We start from the raw sequence: 18,791 nt of genomic DNA on the forward strand, positions 1-18,791 counted from the left end.
CTATTTTCGCGCAGACAGGAAAAGGGAGGGATGAGCATGGTCTCCGCCGTGGAAGTGAATGGATTGTCACAGGTATATGTGAATAAGAAAGGGACATTTGCCGCGCTTAAAGATATTGATCTTACCGTTCGTCCAGGTGAATTTGTAAGCCTGATCGGTCCGAGCGGATGCGGCAAAACGACGTTGCTTTCGCTGATCAGCGGGCTGCTGGCCCCGACTTCCGGAACCATTCGCATCTTTGGGGATGACATTCAGAAGCCGACGGCCAAGGTGGGATATATGCTGCAGCAGGACTACTTATTCCCTTGGCGTACCATTGAGGAGAATGCGTCGATCGGTTTGGAGCTGCTCGGTCGGCTGAATGAGCAGACCCGGTCGTCCGTACTGGCGCTTCTGGATGAAATGGGGCTTAGCGAACAGGTTGACCGTTATCCCCATCAGCTTTCCGGGGGGATGCGGCAAAGGGTGGCGCTGGTGCGGACGCTTGCTGCGGAGCCGGACATTTTGCTGCTGGATGAGCCGTTCTCCGCGCTCGATTACCAAACCAGGCTGCAGCTTGAAGACCTGGTTGCACAAACGCTGAAGGCACGTAGAAAAACGGCGCTGCTTGTAACCCACGATATTTCGGAAGCCATTGCCATGAGCGACCGCATTATCGTGCTGCGTCCGAATCCGGGACGTATATTGGCGGAGGTGGAAGTGCCGGCACCTATCCGGAGCGAGCAGCCGCTTAAAGCGCGGGAGGAAGAAGGCTTTCATGAACTATTTCACCATTTATGGGGGCTATTTGAGCTGATGGACAAGAAGGGAGGGAGCGGGAGTGACTCCAAGTGAACGAATCGGGCCGCGAAGCGAGAACGACAGCTCTTTGGACCCGCTGGCCCAACGCGTCTTAGAACAGTTCCGCAGCAGGGAGCGGAAGCTTACCTTCTATGTTCGGTTGACCCAAATCAGTCTGCTGATATTATTTATCGGGTTATGGGAAACGGCCAGTCGGCTTCAATGGATTGACGGTCTGCTGTTCAGCTCGCCCAGCCGGGTCGCAGCCCTTCTGGTGGAGAAGACGGCGGACGGAACCCTGCTGATTCACACCTGGGTAACCATATGGGAGACCATCATCGGGTTCCTGCTGGGCACGGTATTAGGCACCTCTATTGCGGCACTCATCTGGTTCTCGCCGTTTCTTTCACGGGTGCTGGATCCGTACATTGTCGTATTGAACAGCTTGCCCAAAGTCGCGCTCGGACCGCTTTTTATCGTGGCGCTCGGACCTGGGATGATGTCGATCATCGCCACCACGCTTTCCATCACCGTGATTATTACGATATTGGTCATCTATAATAGCTTCCGGGAGGTTGACCCGAATCTGATCAAGGTCGTACAGATCTTCGGCGGGAACCGGCGCACCGTTTTCCGTAAAGTCATTTTACCGGCATCCTATCCTACGATTGTTTCGACGCTTAAGGTGAATGTAGGATTGTCCTGGGTCGGGGTCATCGTGGGCGAATACCTCGTATCCAAGCAGGGGTTGGGTTACTTGATCATCTATGGCTTTCAGGTGTTCAACTTCAATCTGGTTATCGGCAGCTTGTTTATTATCGCTACCGCGGCGACAGTAATGTATCAAGGGGTAGCCTACCTGGAGGGCAAGCTGGTGGGAAGAAAGTCATAAAGCAGGTACGGGAATCGGCTCGCCGGGGCGGTTCCTTTTTTTGTGCCGAAGACGCGTTGAGGAAATGCCCGGAAAGAGGTAAGATGTGGGTACATTGGTGTGAAGCGAGGAAGGCGCATATGGGAATCCGGGTTCTAAAAACGGCGGTCGCCGTGGTGGCAGCGATTTATATTTCACAGATGCTTGGCCTGCAGTCGCCGTTTTCGGCAGGATTGCTTGCCGTGCTCGGAGTGGACGTGACGAAAAAAAGAGGTCTGAATACGTCCTTTCAGCGCATTTCAGCTTCGGTGATGGGCTTGTTTGCGGGGGCGGCTTTATTATGGGTATTCGGGTTTCATGTCTGGGTCATCGGACTGTTCGTCATGCTGCTCTATCCCGTATTGAGCCGGTTGCGGTTGAAAGAGGGAGTCGTTACCAGCTCCGTCATGATGCTGCATATGTTTACCGCAGGGAGCCTGTCTATGGAGCTTTTGTTAAATGAGATCGGACTGCTGCTTGTCGGGCTGGGTACAGCCACGGTGATCAACGTTATTTATATGCCCAAAGAGGACAAGCTTCTGCTCGACTGCAAAGCGAGAGTGGAGCAGCTGTTCTCGCAGATTTTTATCGAGCTGGCGCACCATTTGAGAGATACGGAGTATATTTGGAGCGGCGGTGAGCTGCTGGAGACCGAGGAGCTGCTCGAGCAGGCGATCCAAATGGCGGAGCGTGCAGACGAGAACAGCTTGCTGAGCGGCCGTACGGCTTGGCCCGTTTATTTCTACATGCGTGAACAGCAGCTGGATGCGATTGAGCGAATGGTTCAGCTGGTCGCCAGAGTATATCAAACCCTCCCGCACGGCGAGCTGCTGGCAGGCGTTTTTGATGGACTCGCAGAGGATGTAAAGGTACCGTATTATACAGGAAGAGCGGAGAACATGCTGCTGGAGCTGGAAAAAGGATTTAAATCGATGCCGCTGCCGTCCACACGCGAGGAGTTCGAGATTCGCGCCGCGCTGCTGCAGCTCACAGAAGAAATGAAGGTTTATTTTAGCGTGGCCAAACGGGAAAAACGCCCTGTGGGGCAGGACGCATAAAGAACGGCACGTTTCTGAGAAACTTTTGAAATAAATTAAAAATGGTAAAGAAAATGAGCACACTAGACGAATGTCCTGCATACAAATGTAATGAATGATTGTATGGAGGAGGTTAGAAGGATGTCATTAGATAAAGATTTGCAGTGCAGAGAGATCTATACGAAGGCTGTCTGTGGCAAAGGACGCAAATTCTCACAAGTAACCAACTCGGTCACTCCGCCTCATGCTCCGACCAGTATTTTGGGTGCTTGGATTATCAACAACCAGTACGATGCGGTGAAGTCGGGTGAACATGTGGAAGTGGTAGGTACTTACGACATCAACATATGGTATTCTTACGACCGGAATACCAAAACCGATGTTGCGAAAGAAACCGTATCTTATTCGGAGTTGGTCTCGCTTCATTATCTTGACAAAAAGCATAAGCCGTCGACGGCGGAAGTGTCGGCTGTCGCTACTCAGGAACCGAACTGCGTAGAAGCGAGCATCTCTTCTTATGGAGATACGGTTCTTATCCGCGTTGAACGGGAGTTTAAGGTGGAAATGATCGCAGAAACGAAGGTATGCGTGGTGGTATGCCCTAACGGCTGCGATGATTTCGACGATAAGCATGTGGACTTCGATAGCGCCGACGACGGCGATTACGAGGACCTGGATCCCGATCTGTTAGACGAGGAACTGGACTGATCCGAGCTTCCCTTAACATCATATGCCGGAACAAGGCATTTCGGCAGAGGGCGTTAGCCCTCTTTTTTGTTCCCGGCGGTTGTCCGATGAAAAATGGGCCGGCCGGCAAGGCAGTGATATTACGGGACCGGCTCGGAAGCAGCCTTGCCGGCTTAGATATGGATGTAATTCGAAGAAGGAGGAACTCCTAATGCGCGCATTTTTGCTGCATTCCCATGAACCGACGCTGGAGCTGTTGTTAGACAAGCTGCAGATTCCTCACGGAAGCCGGCTGCCTCCCGGACAAGAAGCGAGGTGCATCATCCATTGGGGCGCTTTTCACCCGGAAAGAGGCCATGCCGAGGTGCTTCAGCCGGTCAAAAGCCTGCTGCTTTCTTTACAGCCTCAAAGAGCGGCGGAGCTGCTGGGCATACATGGGATAGACTGTGTATGGACAGAAGACGAACCGGCAAAGGAGAAGACGCCGTCACCGGTTCCCATGCATCTGACCGCTGCACCGGCAGCTCCTGAGCAAAGCCGGCGCTGGTCCCATCTATATACTGTGCCCGTATTCCATCTGCAGGCGCTGACCCTGTTCCACAAGGTGCTAAACGTATACTACGGCTCAGCAACGCCTTCGGGGGTGCGGATTCGCGATGGGGCGACGGCCGAATGGACGGAAATCGGCACCTCCCAACCGAATTATTATGCGTCGCATGCGTTGCGTGAAGCGGTGAAAGCGATTTATGCGCTTGGACTTGATTATGGCGTTGTACGCATTGGCGTCAGGCCGGACGGATCTATGGCTGTGCTTGGCTTGGAGGCTGTTCCTAAGCTGACGCCGCGGCTCGCCGAGCTGTTCGCCGAAGCGATGAACCGCTTCGATGAGCAGATAGCTGCCGGCGTTTCAGGCCCCAAAAGAGAGGTCATGCTTGGGGCGGACCCCGAATTTTTACTGCTTACTCCTCAGGGTAAAGTAAAGTTCGCCTCCCATTATGTTGACAAGGATGGACCCTTCGGCTGCGATGCCATCCTGCTTCGAAGCCGAAGGAAAATATTCCCTCTGGCTGAGCTTAGGCCAAAGCCAAGCACCGAGGTGAGGGAGCTTATCATACATCTTCGCCGGACGATGCAGCTTGCCGCCAGGCGGATTACGGATTCGGATTTGCAGTGGGTGGCAGGCGGAATGCCTGTTCGCGGGCTTCCGCTCGGAGGACATATTCACTTCAGCGGCACTCCGCTGGATTGCAGGCTGCTGCGGGCGTTGGATAATTATCTCGCGCTTCCGCTGATACTGCTTGAGGACGCGACGACCGGTATGCGCAAGCCGAAGTACGGATTTCTGGGTGATTTTCGCAGGGCGAAGCACGGAGGATTCGAATATCGCGTGCTGCCGAGCTGGATGGTCTCTCCGACCGTGACCAAAGGGGTACTGGCTCTTGCGAAGCTGATCGCCGAGCATTATCTTGAGCTGAAGCAAAGACCGCTTGCGGAGACGGAGGTGACCAAAGCCTACTATCAAGGGGACAAGGAACGCATTCGGCCTCTGCTGGCTGCGCTGTGGCGGGATTTGGAGAGGCTGCCGGATTACGCGCGTCATGAATCCTACCTTCTGCCGCTTCGCCGTATGATGCTGCAGATGAGAGCCTGGAATGAACGCGAGGATATCCGTCCCAAATGGAAAATCTCTCCCTTTACATAGAACGCGGGAGTTCTCTATCTTTTCGTGATATAATGATTGGCATGATAGAATGAAAGATAGAGCAGAGAAGGTTTGCAGCGTTTAGCGGACTTTCGAAGATTCAAGCTGCCCGTACGACCCAAGTACATAAGAAAATGAATAGTTATACACCTGTTTGCGGGCGATGATGCAGAAGGCATTTGGAGGATGAAGCATGGCCAAATATACACCCATGATCGAACAGTATCTCGCCATCAAGGCGGAGGTGCAGGACGCTTTTTTGTTTTTTCGTTTAGGCGATTTTTATGAAATGTTTTTTGAAGACGCGGTGCTGGCAGCGCGCGAGCTTGAAATTACATTGACCGGCAGGGACGGCGGCGCGGAAGAACGCATTCCGATGTGCGGCGTACCTTATCATTCGGCGGAAAACTATATTGCCCGTTTGGTGGAAAAGGGCTATAAGGTGGCCATCTGCGAGCAGGTGGAAAATCCGGCGGAGGCCAAGGGGCCTGTCCGCAGGGAGATCGTCCGCATTGTGACGCCGGGCACGGTGATGGATGCACGTTTGCTTAGCGAGACAAGCAACAACTATATCACCGCTGTCGTCCGGTCCGGGGAAGGCTACGGCTTTGCCGCATGCGACATATCTACCGGTGAGCTTTACGTAACGCGTCTTGAGGGATCTTTCGAGCTGCTGCTTGACGAGCTGAATGTGTACAGCCCTTCCGAGGTGCTGGGCAGCGCGACGCTGCTGGAGCGCATACGAAGCGGGGCGGCCGCATGGATGAAATCGGCGGTAATGACACCACGGGAACGCGAGGGCGGTCGGGTGGCCGGAGGCCTGTCTCCGGAGGGTCATTTTTCGGAGGCGCAGCTTCGTTCGCTGCCGCAAGGCACCCGTGATACATTGGCGCTGCTGATGGAATATCTGCAGGAAACGCAGAAGAGGTCATTGACGCACATTAAGCATATCCGGGTCTATGAGCCCAGCCAGTATATGATTATGGACCCATTCACTCGTCGTAATCTGGAGCTGGTCGAGACGGTGCGCGACCGCTCCAAGAAGGGCACGCTGCTGTGGCTGCTCGACAAGACGGTAACGGCGATGGGCGGCCGGCTTTTGCGCCGTTGGATCGAAAAGCCGCTCATGAACCGGACGCATATCGAAGAGCGGCTTGAAGCGGTGGAACGTCTGTACCGTCAGCTGATCGTCCGCGATGAGCTCAAGCAGTCGCTCAAGGAGGTTTACGACCTGGAGCGGCTGACGGCCCGCATCGCCTACGGCAGCGCCAACGCGCGCGATCTGGTTGCGCTTAAGATGTCGCTATCGCAGGTGCCCAAGCTCCAGGAGCTTTGCGAAACCAGCGGCTCCTCTACGCTGGCGGCCCTTGCGGCACGGATCGATCCGTGCCAGGATTTGATGGCTTCGATCGCGGACGCCATCGTGGACGAGCCTCCCGTATCCGTCCGGGACGGGGGCATGATCCGCGCGGGGCTGAACGCGCGTCTGGACCAGCTTCGCGAGGCGAGCACGAACGGCAAGCAGTGGATCGCCGAGCTGGAGAAGCACGAGCGGGAGAGAACAGGGATCAAATCGCTCAAAATCGGCTTTAACAAAGTGTTCGGCTACTACATCGAGGTGACGAAGTCGAATCTGGGCTCTCTTGAGGAAGGCCGGTACGAACGAAAGCAGACACTGGCCAGTGCCGAACGGTTCGTTACGCCGGAGCTTAAGGAAAAAGAAGCCCTGATCCTGGAAGCGCAAGAAGGCATGGTCGATCTCGAATACGAGCTGTTCATTCAGCTGAGGGACAAGCTCGCTTCACACATCCCGAGACTGCAGCAGCTGGCCGAGCTGATTGCGACGATGGACGTGTACCAATCGCTTGCGCATGTCAGCAGCTCGAACCGCTTTGTAAGGCCTGAAATCGGAGATGGATATGAGCTTTTCATCGAGGAAGGGCGCCATCCTGTCGTGGAAGCGGTGCTGGAGGATAGTGTCTTCATCGCCAACGAAACCAAGCTGTCCAAAGAGGAAGGCAGCATGCTGCTGATTACCGGACCGAATATGGCGGGTAAAAGCACGTATATGCGTCAGGTGGCGATGATCGTCCTGATGGCGCAAATCGGTTGTTTTGTTCCGGCGAAAACGGCAAGGATACCGATCGTTGACCGTATTTTTACACGCATCGGCGCAGCAGACGATCTAATCGGCGGGCAGAGTACCTTTATGGTCGAAATGATGGATATTCAGGTGATGACCGAAAAAGCGACTTCGAAGAGTCTTGTGATCATTGACGAGCTGGGACGGGGAACGTCTACAGGCGAAGGCATGGCGATCGCTCAGGCCGTGATCGAATATCTGCACGACGAGATCGGCTGCAAAACGCTGGTTTCGACACACTTTCACGAGCTGGCGCATTTGGAAGAAAGCTTGCCGGGGCTGCAAAATTACTGTATGGCGGTTAAAGAGAGCGGACAGCAGGTTACGTTCCTGCGGAAGCTCATCCGTGGGGCGGCGAGTACCAGCTACGGCATTTATTGCGCGCAAATTGCAGGACTGCCGTCGGGGATCATCGACCGCTCCTACGAGCTGCTTCATGCGTTTGAAGCGCGGGGGGAGCTGCTGCAGGGACAGCTTCAAGCATCTGCAGGCGGGAGTGCAGAACGCAAAGCGGCTCAGCCGGCGGTGCAGGTGCAGGAATCTGAGCCGGATCGATACGGGCAGCAGGAGGCCTTGCAATTAAGCCTCTTTAGTGTTTCCGAAGAGAAGCCGGACAAGCCATCCCGAAAGGATGCCAAAACGGACAAAGTGATTGAACAGCTGCGCACCGCCGATCTTATGAATATGACCCCGATGGCGGCCATGAACTTTGTATATGAACTAAAAAAGCAGCTGTCCTCTTAAATACGGCTTCACAAGGCAAAGATGCTATGGGGAGAAGGGATTAATCCATGAAACGAAATGTGAAAAAGGCGCTTTTGCGCCGGGCGATTCCAGCGGTGCTCTCGCTGTCTCTCCTGATTCCGGCTGCAGCTCCGGCCGGGGCTGCGGGGGCAGGGAGCGTGTCGGAAGTGCTTGACCTGCTTGAACACAACCATGTGAGCGCTCCGAACGAAAGCGCATTGTCCGATGCGGCCATTAAAGCGATGATTGACTTGCTGAAAGATCCGTATACCGTTTACTTTACGCCGGAAGAGCTGCAGTCTTTCGAAGCTGCGGTTGAGAATCAATATGTCGGGATCGGCGTAAGGGTAGCCATGGAAGTGGACGGGCTCTACATTACCGAAGTGTTCAGCGGCTCCCCGGCCAGCCAAGCGGGATTGCAGGCAGGCGACCTGATTGTAAAGGTGGAGGGTGAATCCACGATTGGAAAACCGTTGGGGGAGGTCACCTCCAAAATTATCGGTATGCCTGGAACGAAGGTCAACCTTCAAATGACGCGCAGCGGGGAACCGAAGGACTTGACGATCGAACGGCGGCAGGTGCGGGTTCCCAGTGTCATAGCCGGACGCTTTCAGCCGGGTATCGGGTATTTGAAGGTGATCGGCTTCTCCAGCGATGCGGACGAGAAGATGGACAAGGAGCTGTCCGCGCTGAAGGAACAAGGGATCCAAAGCCTGATCGTGGACCTGCGGGATAATCCCGGAGGTATTCTGGAGACGGCTCAGCGGATGGCCAGGCTCTTTGTGAAAGAGGGCACGCTCATGCATACCAAGGACCGTGACAACGTGGATGCCCCCATACAAATTAAGAACGGGACGACGCAGCCTTTTCCGGTATATTTTCTGGTGAACGAAAACAGCGCCAGCGCTTCGGAAGTACTGACGGGGGCTTTGCAGGATTATGGCGTGATTAAGGTCATCGGAACGAAAACATTTGGAAAAGGCAGTGTCCAGCAGGTCATTCCGCTGAAATCGGGCGGCGCCCTGAAGCTTACCATTCAAGAGTATTTAACTCCGAAGCTTAGAAAGGTGAACGGGGTAGGTATCGAGCCGGACATTAAAGCTGAGGGCGGAGACGTTCCGCAGCTGCTGACCGCGCTTCGGACGGCCGGCGCCAGCCGCATCGACCTGTCGCAAAAGCGCCTGAATTTGACGGTGAACGGTTTGGCCGTGGATCATATATTCTCTGTCGTTCGTGAACAAGGTCGAACCTATGTTCCTTCCCGTGTGCTGGCGGCTCTGATCGGCGGCAACGTAGAGTGGAATGAAGCGAACCGATCGGTACGGATAAGCTCCGCAAGCGGCCAGTTCGAATTCGGTTCCGCAGGGGGAGGACTTCTGCTCCAAGACGGTACGGGCTACGTAAGTTTGAATCAGGCGGCTTCCGTATGGACCGGCCTGCAGTGGAGCGATGACGGCAGGAATACTACGGTCGCGTTTGAGTAAGCGTGAAATCCAACCGCGGAAGGAGTGCCGCCCATGGGTAAGATTACCATTTTAGACGAACATATCGCCAACCAGATCGCCGCGGGCGAAGTGGTCGAACGGCCTTCCTCAGTCGTAAAGGAGCTGGTCGAAAATGCCATTGATGCGGGAAGCACCCGGATTGATGTAGCGATTGAAGAAGGCGGCTTACAGCTTATACGGGTGACCGACAACGGTTCAGGGATGGACCGTGAGGACTGCGAAACGGCGTTTTACCGCCATGCCACAAGTAAAATCTCAAGCGCTCACGATTTGTTCCAAATCCGAACGCTCGGCTTTCGCGGGGAAGCTTTGCCCAGTATCGGGGCGGTGTCGAAGGTGGAGCTGCTGACCTCCCCGGATTCAAGCGGTCTGGGGACGCGTTTTGTGCTGGAAGGCGGCAGCGTGCTGGAGCGCTCCGATGCAGCTGTGCCCCAGGGGACGGATATTACCGTGCGGGAGCTGTTTTATAATACCCCGGCCAGGCTTAAATATATGAAGACGATCCAAACGGAGCTCGGGCACGTGACGGATTACATCTACCGTTTGGCACTGGCGCATCCGAACATCGCCATCACGCTGAAGCATAACGGGAATGTGCTGGCCCAGACGCCAGGGGGAGGGGATCTGCTTCAAACCATCGCAGCCATTTATGGTACAGCGGTGGCCAAGAGCATGCTTCCGATTAGCGGAGAAACGCTGGATTACCGGCTGGAGGGCTTTATCGCGAAGCCGGAGATCACCCGGGCCAACCGCGGCGGCATGACGACTGTGATTAACGGGCGCTATATCCGCAATTATCCGATGGTCCAGGCTCTTTTGCAGGGCTACCACACGCTGCTGCCGATCGGCCGTTTTCCGGTGGCGGTGCTGCATGTGCAGATGGATCCGACCTTGATCGACGTAAACGTTCATCCGGCCAAGCTGGAGGTGCGCTTCAGCAAGGAGCCCGAGCTGATGCAGCTGATCGAGCGCGAGACGCGTGAAACGCTCGGACGGCAGCGGTTGATTCCTACGGCCGGGCAGCCGGGCGGGGCGGGGAAGCGGCCGCGGGAACCACTCGTGCAGGAGCAGCTCGAGCTGTACCGGCCGCAGGCTGCCGCCGCCGCGGAGCGTCTGACGGGCGCGGTTGGACAACCGTCGCGTGCCCCGTTGGCTCAGCCGTCTAGGGACGATGCTCCGCGTTCGGAACGTTCCGCCTTCGCGGCGGAGCCGCCGGTACGCCGTGAGCCGGCAGCGCCTGCATGGGCGCAGGCTCCGCGGGAGCGGCCTGCGCCGCGTGAAGCGGCTGCCGCTTCGGGCGCGCTGCTGCGCACGCTTGCCCCGGAGCCGGAGGCCCCTCCGGCGCTGCCGGGTTTTCCGAAGCTTCAACCGGTCGGGCAGCTTCACGGTACTTACATCGTAGCACAAAACGAGGAAGGCTTGTTCCTGATCGACCAGCACGCGGCGCATGAGAGAATCAATTACGAGCGTTACTTTGACATGTTCGGCAGGCCTGATGAGGCAAGTCAGGAGCTGCTCGTTCCAATTACTCTGGAGTTCACGGCGGTGGAGGCGGCTAAGCTTACGGACAAGCTTCCGCAGCTGGAACAGGCAGGGGTATATCTGGAACCATTCGGAGGAACTTCGTTTCTTGTCCGCGCATATCCGCACTGGCTGCCCAAAGGCGATGAGCAGGCGATCGTAGAAGAAATGATCGAATGGCTGATGGGCGAGAAGAAGCAGGTGGATATCGGCAAGCTGAGGGAAAAAGCGGCGATCATGTGCTCCTGTAAAGCATCGATCAAAGCGAATCAGAGCATCGGTACGCTAGAGATCGAAACGCTGCTCGACCGGCTCGCAGCCTGCCGTAATCCGTATACGTGCCCGCACGGAAGGCCGATCGTCGTCAGCTTCTCCACATATGAGCTGGAAAAAATGTTCAAACGGGTTCAATAAAACGAGTCGTAACATTTGGCGTTCCCGTGCAATTCCATTATAATGATAATGACTATTTTAGCATAACCGTAAAGGGTGATCAGCGTTGTTCGTTACTACCTCCTATGACCCCTGTCCCGAGCAGCTGGAAGAAGCTCGGAGGCTTGCCATTATGCTGAGCGGCCGCTGTATTGAACGCCGGCAGATGTCTTTGTCGCAGATGAGGCGGCGATACGGGGACGAGGAGATCCTCCTGGTGTCCAAGGAAAGGATCGAGTATCATCATGACCGGCGGGAGCCCTTATTTTTTCATCCCAGTACGGCAGCTGTTCGCATCAAGCGCCTGCTCAAAGGTGAAAGCGACCCCCTTGTGGAGATCGCCGGTATCAAGGCAGGGGACCGGATTATCGATTGTACCGCCGGACTAGGCTCCGATGCCCTGGTATTCTCATTTGCCGCTGGGACAAACGGCAGGGTCACGGCGATTGAGAATGCCGGCATTCCCTGTTTTTTACTTGAACAAGGACTCAAGACCTATCATTCCGATGTGACTGGTTTGAATGACGCAATGCGCCGCATAGAGGTGGTTCACATGGACCACATGGACTATTTGCGTGATCTGCCGGAGAACAGCGTCGACGTCGTTTATTTTGATCCGATGTTCCGTAAGCCAATTACGGAGTCGGTTTCCATACGGGCGATTCGCGGATTAGCCGACGACCGGCCCCTTTCGGAAGAAAGCGTGCAGGAAGCGCTACGGGCTTCCCGCAGGGTCGTTGTCATGAAGGAGCACCGCGACAGCGATCAATTTGCCCGTCTCGGCTTTGCTGAAGTGCACCGCTCCGGGAACAAAATTGCTTATGGAGTGATACGATGCTGACAGAAACGGACCGGCAGCGGCCAAGGCTCCTTGTGCTCGTCGGCCCTACGGCCGTCGGCAAGACAAGGCTCAGCCTTACGATAGCCGAACAATACAACGCGGAAATCATTTCCGGGGATTCGATGCAGGTATACCGCGGAATGGACATCGGCACAGCCAAAGCGACTCCTGAAGAACGGACTGAAATCAAGCATCATATGATCGATATCCATGAACCGGATGAGCCGTTTTCCGTAGCGGAATTTCAAGAAAGCTGCGCAGAGCTGATCCAGGACATCCACGGGCGAGGCAAGCTGCCTTTTATCGTGGGGGGCACGGGACTGTATATCGAATCGGTGTGCTATAACTTTCAATTCAGCGAGACGGGGTCGGACGAGGCTTTTCGTCAAGAGCAGCAGGCTTTTGCGGAATCGCAGGGAGCGGAAGCTCTGCACGAGCGGCTAAAGCAGGCGGATCCCGAAAGCGCGGAGCGTTTGCATCCGAACGATCAACGACGGATTATAAGGGCGCTCGAAATTTTTCATGTCTCCGGAGAGCGGTTATCGGATCAATTGAAGCGTCAGAAAAAGCAATCTCCGTACGAATTGTGTATCATTGGGTTGACAATGGATAGAGCTTTACTATATAAACGTATTGAAGACCGAATCGATGTCATGATGCAGCAGGGCCTGGTTGAGGAAGTCAGAGGCTTGCTGGCACAAGGCTGCAGCCCGACGTCGGTTGCGATGCAGGGGCTTGGCTACAAGCAGATGGTAGGATATCTGAATGGCGATTATTCGCTGGAGGAAGCGGTGGAGCTGCTTAAACGGGACACCCGCCGATTTGCCAAGCGGCAGCTGTCATGGTTTCGCCATATGAAGGACATCGAATGGATTGATGTGAGTGAATTGACAGAATTTCCTACACACTTGAAACAAATTCATGCTATAATAGCACAAAAGCTAAAGCTTGACCGTTAATATTTTGGAGGGGGCCCATTGATGAATAAGACGATCAACATTCAAGACACTTTTTTGAACCAATTGCGCAAGGAGAACATTCCAGTCACCGTCTATCTGACCAATGGGTTTCAAATTCGCGGCGTGATTCGCGCTTTCGATAATTTTACCATTATCATCGATAGTGAAGGACGTCAGCAAATGGTGTATAAACATGCCATTTCGACTTTTACTCCACAGCGTGCGGTTTCTCTTATGCAGCAGCAGGAAAGCGCCGAGTAATTACGGTTGGCTACGTGAAGAGCATGACCGAAGAAGCAACCTTTTGGTCGTCCGAAACGTATAATAGAATAGAGGATCCCGGAGCAACCCTGATTTCTTGGGTTGTTCTTTGTTTAAGAGGCATGATTGCAGGTTAAGAATCCTGTAAAATGTCAGATACAGATAAAGAAAGGGAGTCGGGGCATGGCGGAACGAAACAGCAGAGCATCCGGTAAAACACCCATGGAGAAGAAGCCGGCGTCGGGAAAGGTCAGTAAGAAGAAAAAGAAGCTTTCGGCAGGAAAAGTATTTTGGTGGACCTTCGTTGCCGGTGCCATCGCAGCGATCTGCGCAATGGGAGTATATATCTTTATTATCGTCAACGGTAACCGGATCCTAACGAAAAATTTGGATAAGCTAGAGTTTAGCGAAGCGTCCCATATCTATGATGTGAATGGGAAGGAAGCCGGCTCATTAAGAGTGGAAAACCGGGAAAATGTAGATTCGTCCGAGATTCCGGATCTGCTCAAGCAGGCCTTTATCGCAACGGAAGACAAACGGTTTGAGGATCACGCCGGCGTTGACTTTCTTGGCATAGGCCGTGCACTGGTCAAGGATATCGTCGCAAGGAGCATGGTCGAGGGCGGCAGCACGATCACGCAGCAGCTGGCCAAAAACGTGTTTTTGAGCTCGGACAAAACGTTTTTCCGTAAAGCGACGGAGATGTCCATTGCCGTTGCGTTGGAGCAAAGATATTCGAAAGATGAAATTTTAAGCTATTATTTAAATCGTATTTACTTCGGAAAACGGGCATACGGCGTGAAAGCCGCATCCAAGGTATATTTTGGTGTGTCGGATTTAAATCAATTGAAATTATGGCAGATGGCAACTCTCGCAGCCATGCCCAAGGCGCCCAACGCATACAATCCTTTGAATGATCCTGACAAATCAATGGAGCGCAGGGCGGTAGTTCTTAAGCTGATGCAGGAGCAGGGCTATATTACGGAAGCCCAGCGTGCTGAAGCGGCTGCGGTGGAGTACTCGGCGCCTCCGAAGGCTGCAGAGCAAAGCAATTTCCAAACGTATATCGACTATGTGCTCAAAGAGGCACAGGATGTTTACGGCTTTGAGGAAGACGATTTGCTGCGGGGCGGGTATGAAATTTACACGACCTTAGACCCTGTAGCTCAGAGAACCATGGAACAAACATATGCGAACAATAAATTTTTCCAAAAAGACGGTCCGCAGCAAAAAATGCAAAGCAGTATGGTAATCCTGAACAACGAGGATGGCGGCATTGTCGCGATGATCGGAGGAAGGGATTATGTGACACGCGGATTGAACCGTGCCGTATCTCAACCGAGACAGCCCGGTTCGGCGTTTAAACCGCTTATCTCCTATGCGCCTGCGGTTGAAAAAGAAGGCTATACGCCATACACAATGCTTAAAGACGTGCAGAGATCCTATAACGGGTATTCTCCAAGAAACTATGACGGCGTATATCGCGGAGAGGTGACCATGCAGGAGGCGATCAAAAGATCGATTAACATCCCTGCTGTCGATGTATTAAATGACATCGGCGTTAGGACCGGCAGGGATTTCGTCAGCAAGCTGGGTATCGAGCTGGCTCCGGAGGATAATAATCTGGCAATAGCGTTGGGGGGCTTGCATAAAGGCGTAACCACGCTTCAAATGGCCGGAGCGTACAGCGCGTTTGCAAATAACGGATTCATGAACACACCGCATGCGATTATCAAAATAACGAACAGCAAGGGCGAGGTCGCTGCGTTTAAGGAAGAGCGCAAGTCGCCTGTAATGAGCCCCAAAACGGCATGGTATATGACCCAAATGATGCAAACGGTAGTGGAACCGGGGGGAACCGGCACGGCGGCGAGGTTTGATCGTCCGGTTGCAGGCAAAACCGGCTCGACTCAGCTGGACATCAAAGGGCTGGAACGGTATAACCGGGACTTGTGGTTTGTCGGCTATACTCCGGAATGGACAGCGGCGGTTTGGATGGGATTCGACAAGACCGATTCGAAGCATTATGTATCGATGAGCAGCGGCAGCGCCGCGGCGATCTTCAAAGAAGTGATGCAAAAATCGCTGGCTAAGCGCCCGATGTCGTCATTCAAGAAGCCATCCGGCATACCGGATCCAGTTGAGCCGCCTAAAGGGATTGGAGACTTGACTGCGTCATACGATCAGGAAAAACGTTCGGTTCATCTTACTTGGAGCGGTGTAGGTTCAGGGGTATCGTATCAAGTGCTGCGGAAAGACAGCACCATGCAGGATTTCCCGACAGAACCTCTTGTAACGACGATGATGACGGAAGTGAACGATATTTCCGCTATACAGCCGGATACTTATCAATATGTTGTTGTTCCTATAAATGGGGAGAACAATACAGCCGGACAGCGTTCCAACGTAGTATCCGTTCAGGTTCCGGAGCATGCGAACGGGACGGATCCGTTACATCCGGAAGAGCCGGGAACCAATCCGAATGAAGAGCCCGTCGGTCCGAATCAACCGGGAACGGGAGGAAACGGGACTAGGCCGGGCACAGGTGCGCCGGGAGTGAACCACCCGGGCAACGGGTCTGGAACGGGAGGACAGATCATGCCTGGGCAGAACGGCGGCAGCCAGTCGCCGAATAGAGGGCAGAACGGTAGTGGTACCGGCACAGGTGATGCGGGTAACGATTCCGGCAGTGGAACCGGTGAAACGGGGAACGGCACAAAACCTGCCCCACCGGTCAACGGTAACGGCGGAACAGGCACAGGGACCCCACCAACGTCCGAATCGGGTAACGGGACCTCCGGAACCAGCGGAAACGGAACCGATCCTAACACAGGGACGCAAAGGATTCCGGGTGTGCCCACGCAATAATGAGCCAGTGGATTTTTAATTTGAAGCGGACCCGTAGTATAATGAATACTGGGTGATAACCCGGTATTCATATCACGACATTGGAGTTGAATAAATACGGATGAAAGCTTTACGTTTAGGAAAATTATCCGTCTGGATTTGCATCGCAGCGCTGCTGGCCTTGATTGCAAGCGGATGCGGTACGAAACCGGCGCCTTCGGGTACGGAGAGCGCTCCACAAAACGGCAGCCAGCCTGCCGGCCAAAATGCATCTAACCCAGAGCAGACGGGAAAAAAATCCTGGTCTTCACCTCCGGAGATGACGATTGATCCGAACAAATCGTATCATGCGACAGTGACGACTTCCATGGGGACATTTACGATCGAACTGTTCGCTAAAGACGCGCCGAAGACAGTCAATAATTTTGTCTTTTTATCGAAGGAAGGCTTCTATAACGATATTACGTTCCATCGGATCATCCAGTCGTTTATGATACAAACCGGCGACCCGCTCGGCAATGGAACGGGAGGCCCCGGTTATAAGTTCGAGGATGAGCTGAATTCGCCTCACCAATATGAGCCGGGCATTGTCGCTATGGCCAATTCGGGCAAAAACACGAACGGCAGCCAATTTTTTATTTGTACGGGTGAGGACAGCAAAAGTTTGAACAGGCAGCCGAATTATACGATTTTCGGAAAAGTTGTGGAAGGCATGGATGTGGTGCAGAAGATTGCGGCTACACCTGTAAAGCAAGGGAGAGAGCCGTCACCGAGCGTACCGACGGAGAAAGTTACGATCCAATCGATTACGATGACTGAAAAATAAAAAGCAGCGTGGCGCGCCACGCTGCTTTTTGCCATCACACCTGAGATTAAGTTTCGCATATATCTTACTAAGGTTAATTATTTTTGAAGATACGGAACAATATGATAATTTCCATCGTCAGTAAAGGAGAGAAGTTCTTATGACGCTTCACGTCAGCGGCTGCTTTGACACCGATGCTTCGGCGCCTTCTCCCGGTGTGGTCCCCAAGGCGCCGACAGCAGGACTGGATAACCGCTGCTGTTTGCTGCTGCACGGATTTACCGGCGGACCTTATGAGGTCATGCCTTTGGCTGAGCATTTGCATAAGCAAGGGTACTATTGCCATGTGCCTACACTGCCCGGACATGAGCAAGGCTTGAAGGGACTCGGTACGGTTACTTGGCGGGATTGGGTGAAGGCGGCAGCGCGTGAGACGGAAATGCTGACGCAGCAATTTGGAGCGATCGATGTGGTAGGATTTTCGATGGGCGGCCTGCTCTCCGCTTATCTGGCCAATCACTTCCCGGTACGCAGGCTGGTGCTGCTTAATGCGGCAGCTATATACCTCAGCCCTTACCTTTTCATATGCGACTTGGCTGACCGCCTCCGCTGTCATGATTGGGAGCAGCTGCTCCGGATTAAGCAAACACCCCTTCCTGCGGCCCTTCAATTTATAAAGCTGGCTCGCTATATGAGGCTGCGTGAGCTGCCGCGGATTTCAGTCCCTACCTTGATTGCTCAAGGAAAACGGGATCAGATCGTTCACCCCCGAAGTGCAGATTATATTTACCGAAAGCTGAGAGGGGAAAGGGAGCTGCTTTACTTTCCGCATTCCCGTCATTTGATCTGTTTGGGACCGGAGGCGCCTGAATTATTTGCTGCGGTGGAGCGTTTTTTGAGATGATCGAAATGACTGGGGATGGGAGTGTTAGGGTTGAGGGCGATAAGAAGGAATGAGGCACCACGGTTGGCGAAAGCTTTAAAATTTCCGGTCAAAGCTTTGTTCATGGCTGCAGCTATCGTGCTCTTGTGGGTGTTATTTATTCAGTGGAAGATGGCCAGCCTGCAGGACGGCCAGCTCCCCCCAAAAGAGGTAGGTATCGTTCTGGGCGCGGCGCTGTGGCAAACGACGCCCAGCCCCGCATTACAGGAACGCTTGAATCGTGCGGTTCAGTTATATGAATCGGGTACGATTAAGCAGATTATTGTATCCGGCGGTTACGATTATGCGAGCGCCAAGCTGACGGAAGCGGAAGGCATGCGCAATTACCTAATGGACAAAGGGGTACCTGAGCGTGATATTTACCTGGAGAATGAAGCGACAAACACGTATGAAAATATGCTGCTCAGCCAAAAAATCATGCAGAGCAACGGCTGGACCTCAGCGGTCATTGTAACTCACCGGTATCATGCCGTACGAGCGCTTGATATTGCCAGGTTCCTGGGGTATGAAGAACCCGTGGCATCGCCGATGGATTCCAGTGTGCTGATGATGGCCTGGCACAAAGGACGGGAGACGTTGGCCCTGACCAAATGGCAGTGGGATAAAGTCAAGCTCGTATGGGGTCAGCAGAGTGTAAATTAAAATCATGGGATTTTCAGCCTTTTACAAAGCCA

Annotated in this window: 15 protein-coding genes; all 15 read left to right on the forward strand. The window is 53.9% G+C overall.

The window, feature by feature from the left end:
• Positions 1-36: 36 nt before the first annotated feature.
• Positions 37-834, forward strand: coding sequence for an ABC transporter ATP-binding protein (locus tag ACZYR9_RS12415; RefSeq protein ID WP_488978809.1), 798 nt, complete (start codon positions 37-39; stop codon positions 832-834).
• A gap of 43 nt (positions 835-877) precedes the next feature.
• On the forward strand, positions 878-1,672 hold the full coding sequence (locus tag ACZYR9_RS12420; RefSeq protein ID WP_488978904.1) for an ABC transporter permease: 795 nt from the start codon (positions 878-880) through the stop codon (positions 1,670-1,672).
• Positions 1,673-1,755: 83 nt separating this feature from the next.
• Entirely contained in the window at positions 1,756-2,748 is a 993-nt protein-coding gene (locus ACZYR9_RS12425; RefSeq protein ID WP_488978810.1) for an aromatic acid exporter family protein, read from the forward strand.
• 120 nt (positions 2,749-2,868) lie between these two features.
• Positions 2,869-3,435 (forward strand): outer spore coat protein CotE, encoded by a 567-nt coding sequence (locus ACZYR9_RS12430; RefSeq protein WP_488978811.1) that lies wholly within the window; start codon positions 2,869-2,871, stop codon positions 3,433-3,435.
• Positions 3,436-3,625: 190 nt separating this feature from the next.
• On the forward strand, positions 3,626-5,116 hold the full coding sequence (locus ACZYR9_RS12435; RefSeq protein WP_488978812.1) for a putative amidoligase domain-containing protein: 1,491 nt from the start codon (positions 3,626-3,628) through the stop codon (positions 5,114-5,116).
• Positions 5,117-5,309: 193 nt separating this feature from the next.
• Positions 5,310-8,003 carry a DNA mismatch repair protein MutS gene (gene mutS, locus ACZYR9_RS12440; protein WP_488978813.1) on the forward strand — a complete coding sequence of 898 codons (2,694 nt, stop codon included), beginning with the start codon at positions 5,310-5,312 and terminating at the stop codon, positions 8,001-8,003.
• Positions 8,004-8,050: 47 nt separating this feature from the next.
• Positions 8,051-9,487 carry a S41 family peptidase gene (locus tag ACZYR9_RS12445; RefSeq protein ID WP_488978814.1) on the forward strand — a complete coding sequence of 479 codons (1,437 nt, stop codon included), beginning with the start codon at positions 8,051-8,053 and terminating at the stop codon, positions 9,485-9,487.
• A gap of 33 nt (positions 9,488-9,520) precedes the next feature.
• A complete protein-coding gene (mutL, locus tag ACZYR9_RS12450; protein ID WP_488978815.1) occupies positions 9,521-11,443 on the forward strand; it encodes a DNA mismatch repair endonuclease MutL in 1,923 nt (640 codons plus the stop codon).
• Between the two features lie 85 nt (positions 11,444-11,528).
• Positions 11,529-12,302, forward strand: a complete 774-nt coding sequence (locus ACZYR9_RS12455) for a class I SAM-dependent methyltransferase (RefSeq protein ID WP_488978816.1) — start codon at positions 11,529-11,531, stop codon at positions 12,300-12,302.
• Positions 12,296-13,261, forward strand: coding sequence for a tRNA (adenosine(37)-N6)-dimethylallyltransferase MiaA (gene miaA / locus ACZYR9_RS12460; RefSeq protein WP_488978817.1), 966 nt, complete (start codon positions 12,296-12,298; stop codon positions 13,259-13,261). Before ACZYR9_RS12455 ends, miaA begins: the two co-directional genes overlap by 7 nt.
• Positions 13,262-13,282: 21 nt before the next feature.
• Positions 13,283-13,522, forward strand: coding sequence for an RNA chaperone Hfq (gene hfq, locus ACZYR9_RS12465; protein ID WP_488978818.1), 240 nt, complete (start codon positions 13,283-13,285; stop codon positions 13,520-13,522).
• A gap of 183 nt (positions 13,523-13,705) precedes the next feature.
• A complete protein-coding gene (locus tag ACZYR9_RS12470) occupies positions 13,706-16,390 on the forward strand; it encodes a transglycosylase domain-containing protein (protein ID WP_488978819.1) in 2,685 nt (894 codons plus the stop codon).
• 100 nt (positions 16,391-16,490) lie between these two features.
• On the forward strand, positions 16,491-17,195 hold the full coding sequence (locus tag ACZYR9_RS12475; RefSeq protein ID WP_488978820.1) for a peptidylprolyl isomerase: 705 nt from the start codon (positions 16,491-16,493) through the stop codon (positions 17,193-17,195).
• Between the two features lie 139 nt (positions 17,196-17,334).
• On the forward strand, positions 17,335-18,078 hold the full coding sequence (locus tag ACZYR9_RS12480) for an alpha/beta hydrolase (protein ID WP_488978821.1): 744 nt from the start codon (positions 17,335-17,337) through the stop codon (positions 18,076-18,078).
• Positions 18,079-18,141: 63 nt separating this feature from the next.
• Positions 18,142-18,759 (forward strand): SanA/YdcF family protein, encoded by a 618-nt coding sequence (locus ACZYR9_RS12485; RefSeq protein ID WP_488978822.1) that lies wholly within the window; start codon positions 18,142-18,144, stop codon positions 18,757-18,759.
• Positions 18,760-18,791: the final 32 nt, after the last annotated feature.

It is taken from the genome of Paenibacillus sp. F024, assembly GCF_057814255.1.

Bases quoted from the DNA above. Each gene is read 5' to 3' on its own strand.
- ACZYR9_RS12415 (WP_488978809.1), top strand. From the start codon at position 37: ATGGTCTCCGCCGTGGAAGTGAATGGATTGTCACAGGTATATGTGAAT.
- ACZYR9_RS12425 (WP_488978810.1), top strand. From the start codon at position 1,756: ATGTGGGTACATTGGTGTGAAGCGAGGAAGGCGCATATGGGAATCCGG.
- ACZYR9_RS12430 (WP_488978811.1), top strand. From the start codon at position 2,869: ATGTCATTAGATAAAGATTTGCAGTGCAGAGAGATCTATACGAAGGCT.
- ACZYR9_RS12435 (WP_488978812.1), top strand. From the start codon at position 3,626: ATGCGCGCATTTTTGCTGCATTCCCATGAACCGACGCTGGAGCTGTTG.
- mutS (WP_488978813.1), top strand. From the start codon at position 5,310: ATGGCCAAATATACACCCATGATCGAACAGTATCTCGCCATCAAGGCG.
- ACZYR9_RS12445 (WP_488978814.1), top strand. From the start codon at position 8,051: ATGAAACGAAATGTGAAAAAGGCGCTTTTGCGCCGGGCGATTCCAGCG.
- mutL (WP_488978815.1), top strand. From the start codon at position 9,521: ATGGGTAAGATTACCATTTTAGACGAACATATCGCCAACCAGATCGCC.
- miaA (WP_488978817.1), top strand. From the start codon at position 12,296: ATGCTGACAGAAACGGACCGGCAGCGGCCAAGGCTCCTTGTGCTCGTC.
- hfq (WP_488978818.1), top strand. From the start codon at position 13,283: ATGAATAAGACGATCAACATTCAAGACACTTTTTTGAACCAATTGCGC.
- ACZYR9_RS12470 (WP_488978819.1), top strand. From the start codon at position 13,706: ATGGCGGAACGAAACAGCAGAGCATCCGGTAAAACACCCATGGAGAAG.
- ACZYR9_RS12475 (WP_488978820.1), top strand. From the start codon at position 16,491: ATGAAAGCTTTACGTTTAGGAAAATTATCCGTCTGGATTTGCATCGCA.
- ACZYR9_RS12480 (WP_488978821.1), top strand. From the start codon at position 17,335: ATGACGCTTCACGTCAGCGGCTGCTTTGACACCGATGCTTCGGCGCCT.